Annotated in this window: 3 protein-coding genes; 1 reads left to right on the plus strand and 2 read right to left on the minus strand. The window is 58.3% G+C overall.

Annotated elements, in window-relative coordinates; genetic code table 11:
- Positions 1-581, minus strand: a 581-nt coding sequence (locus tag AC221Y_RS21960) for an ABC transporter ATP-binding protein (RefSeq protein ID WP_486708442.1), incomplete at its 3' end; no start/stop codon positions are given.
- 11 nt (positions 582-592) lie between these two features.
- The gene (locus AC221Y_RS21965) at positions 593-1,540 is read right to left on the minus strand and encodes a polyprenyl synthetase family protein (protein ID WP_486708443.1); all 948 of its coding nucleotides are present in this window, start codon (positions 1,538-1,540) and stop codon (positions 593-595) included.
- Between the two features lie 106 nt (positions 1,541-1,646).
- Here AC221Y_RS21965 and fni point away from each other — a divergent pair, with 106 nt between their 5' ends.
- The gene (fni, locus tag AC221Y_RS21970; protein WP_486708444.1) at positions 1,647-2,720 is read left to right on the plus strand and encodes a type 2 isopentenyl-diphosphate Delta-isomerase; all 1,074 of its coding nucleotides are present in this window, start codon (positions 1,647-1,649) and stop codon (positions 2,718-2,720) included.
- The last annotated feature ends 818 nt before the right edge of the window (positions 2,721-3,538 follow it).

Here is a 3,538-nt window from a genome sequence, read left to right on the forward strand (position 1 = left end):
AATACGGCGTGCCCGTCTGCGCTTAAGTTCTTGATGACCTCGTGCAAGGCATTGCGCGCATCGATGTCCACGCCGACAGTCGGTTCATCGAGGATTAGCAGGGAAGGGCGATGCAGGATTGCGGCGGCAAGGTTGGCGCGCCGCTTCCATCCCCCTGAGAGTGTGTGCACATAGTCGTCGACCTGGTGTGTGAGCTTGCAGGCCTCAATGGCGTAGTCGAGCGCATCCAGCGCCTGTGCATGGGACAGGCCCGCAAGGCGAGCGAACACAATTAGGTTTTCCCGAGCCGTCAGATGCGGATAGAGGGCGATCTCTTGCGGCACCAGGCCTATCTTACGGAGGGCCTGACGCTGCGAATGATCCCTGCCTTCAATCAAGATCTTGCCCGAAGCGGGCTGAATGCGATCACAGATCGTGCGAATTAGCGTGGTTTTTCCCGCCCCATTCGGCCCGAGAAGACCGAAAATTTCTCCGGGATCGATCGTGAGATCGAGCCCCGTGAGCACCGGACGCATGCCGTAGTTCACGCAAAGCGTGTCGACGCTAAGAACGGGGTGGGGCCCGCGAACGGATAGGTCCATCTGGCCAGGCCTCACGGGCCTTGAGTCTGATACGAAAGGAGACTGTCAACAAAACCGTTCAACATGCTGCTGTCCAGGTTGCTCTCGACGAGGGCAACACGCGATTCTTCGACGTGTTGGCGACAAGAATACCTCGCAGCATCTTTGCCCATCAGTGAGACCAAGGTCGGCTTAAAAGCATCCTGCCTAACATCTTTGCGCGCAGACTGGAGCGTGCCCTCTTGATCTATGAGGTCATCGGCGGTTTGGAATGCCACGCCTAGATGTCTGGAGAACCGCTTTACCGCACCGATGGCCTCCGGCTCCAGTTCTGCTGCGATCGCACCGATTTCGGCCGCGGCGGAGAACAGAACGCCTGTCTTAAGCCAGTTGAGCCCTTCGATACAACTGGCGTCAGTGTATTTGCTTCGTTCGTTCAGATCGATTTCCTGTCCCCCCACAAGGCCGTCCATTCCGACGGCCATGGTGAGAACCCTGATGGCAGCGGTCCGAATAGCATCGCTGGTGCTCGAGTGTTCGGCGAGGACCTCATATGCCCGGTTGAGCAATCCGATCGATGCGAGAATCGCCGAAGCATCGCCGTATTTCTTGTAGGTGGCGGGAAGGCCACGCCGCGTGGTGGCGTCATCCATACAGGGAAGGTCGTCGAGAATAAGCGAGGCGGCGTGTACCATTTCGACTGCGCAACCCGCATCGAGGGCAAATGCCCGGCCCGCGCCGCCAGCCGCCTCGTTCACCAGAAGGCAAAGGATGGACCGGACGCGCTTGCCCTTACCCAGTAGACTGTAGCGCATGACGCTCTGAAGCTTAGTCCCCGGGGCGGGCGAAACCTGCAGGATCAACTCAAGGCGCGCATTCACCTCTTCCCTTAGAAGGGCCAAATGTTGATCCAAATCGACGCCTTCAAGCGTATCAGGCAAGTGCAAATTCATGGCGGAGTGCGGGTTTGATAGTTTCAATGCGACTGGCTCCAATCGGGTGCGTTCGTGAGTCTAGAAGTGCGCCGACCCGATCTCCTTTGGAATAATCAATGATTGTTTCTGTTGTTATGCGCTTGAGGGGTACATGGCTAAACAATCACGCATAGGCAGAGTTCTTTCAGAGAGAAAGAATGAGCATCTCTCAGTCGTTCTAGGGCATCGACATGAAAGCCCCAGGGAATCAACCGGCTTTGAACAAATAAAGTTTGTTCATTGCGCGCTCCCCGAACTCGATTTGGACCTCATCGATCTTAGTACGCACTTTCTCGGGAAAAAGATCAGTGCGCCGCTGCTTGTAAGCTCCATGACCGGCGGTCCGATTCGATCGGCCGCGATCAATGAAACCGTAGCAGCAGCTTGCGAAGAGCTGAAGCTGCCTTTCGCGGTTGGTTCGCAGCGCGTTGCGCTTGAGGAAGGCGGAGCGGGCGGATTGGGGAAAAAGCTGCGCGCCATCGCGCCATCCGTGCCGATCATGGGCAATCTGGGAGCTGCGCAGCTCAATCTCGGCTTCGGGGCGGAGGAAGCCAAGCGCGCGGTTGAAATGATCGAGGCCGACGCGCTCTATATCCATCTGAATCCCCTCCAGGAGGCCGTGCAGCCTGAAGGCAACCGAAATTGGGCGGGCCTCTTCGACAAGATTGTGGCGGTTGCGCAGGCGATACCGGTGCCATTGGCCGTCAAAGAGGTCGGAGGAGGTCTATCCGCCCGCCTCGCCCGTCGTTTTGCCGAGGCAGGTATAGACATCATCGACGTGGCGGGTGCAGGCGGAACCAGTTGGGCGGCAGTCGAAGCCGCTCGTATCGAAGATCCCGGACGGGCCTCGCTCGCCAACGCCTTCGTCGATTGGGGAATTCCCACTGCCCAGGCCGTTGTGGAGGCTCGCACTACCTGCCCGAATGCGACGATCATCGCGTCGGGAGGCATAAGATCTGGAATTGATATTGCCAAGGCGGTGCGTCTCGGCGCGGATATCGCCGGTATGGCTGCGGGCGTGCTGCAGGCGGCAAACGAGTCGCCGGATGCGCTGATCGAGCGGTTTCGGCTGATAATCGAGGAGTTACGCATAGCCTGTTTCTGCACTGGGTCCGGTGACCTCGTTGCACTCAGGATGGCCGAATTGCACGCACCGGCTTGGTCTGCAGAAGAAAGACTCAAGTGAGGCGCAACGCGTTTACGGTCGTCGTCTTCTTCTGATCTGAAGGTTGATGGAGCAACCGGGGAGACATGCTGAAAGTGTAACTTTTTGGCTCCTCAAGAGGCAAAAATATCAGAACCGACCCAAGGCGCTTTTTTACGCAGGCATTGAGAACCTCCGGCCCGAGTCGACCGCGATGGTCGATGCATCCTTGGAAGCTAAGTCCGGAAAGTAGCCTTCCTAACGTATCCGAGCCTTATGTCCGCTTTTGGCACTTAACGGACATCTACCTCGACACTGACGATGTCCGCTTTCGGGTGCAAAGTGGACGCGGCTAGGTCGCGTTCCGATGTCTGCTGATGACCCCAAGCGGATCGGCCGGATCGGCGAGAGCGCTTGCTCGCTGCCGGTCATCACGACCTTTCACCCAAGAATGGCTAGCAGGGTCGCGCGACCCCGATTGCTCATAGCTTGCGCTGCAACAACGTCACGCCAGCCGGCGCAGACCATGATCGCCGGTAGACGGCGACTCTTGTGCGGCCATCCCCCCTGCCGCCCGTCTGAGCGGATCGGCCTAACAGGCTGACCTTCGGTGACTTGTGGCGCTCCAACCCTTTGTTGGGGCGCCCGCAATTGAGGGGGTCCGAAAAACGAAGCATGCCGCGGCGGGTGGCCATCTGGAACGAGGATGTGTGTCCCCGCGGTTCAGAATCAAGCAAGCTCGATCGATTGGCAGAGCCTGCCGTCCTTGCTTGATACGGATCAAATCGTCCAAGCCTTGGGCGGGTTAAGCTGATAACAAAGGCTGAAATGGGGGGGTGAGATGGTGACGAGCCACGCGG

Source organism: Boseongicola sp., from assembly GCF_057460485.1.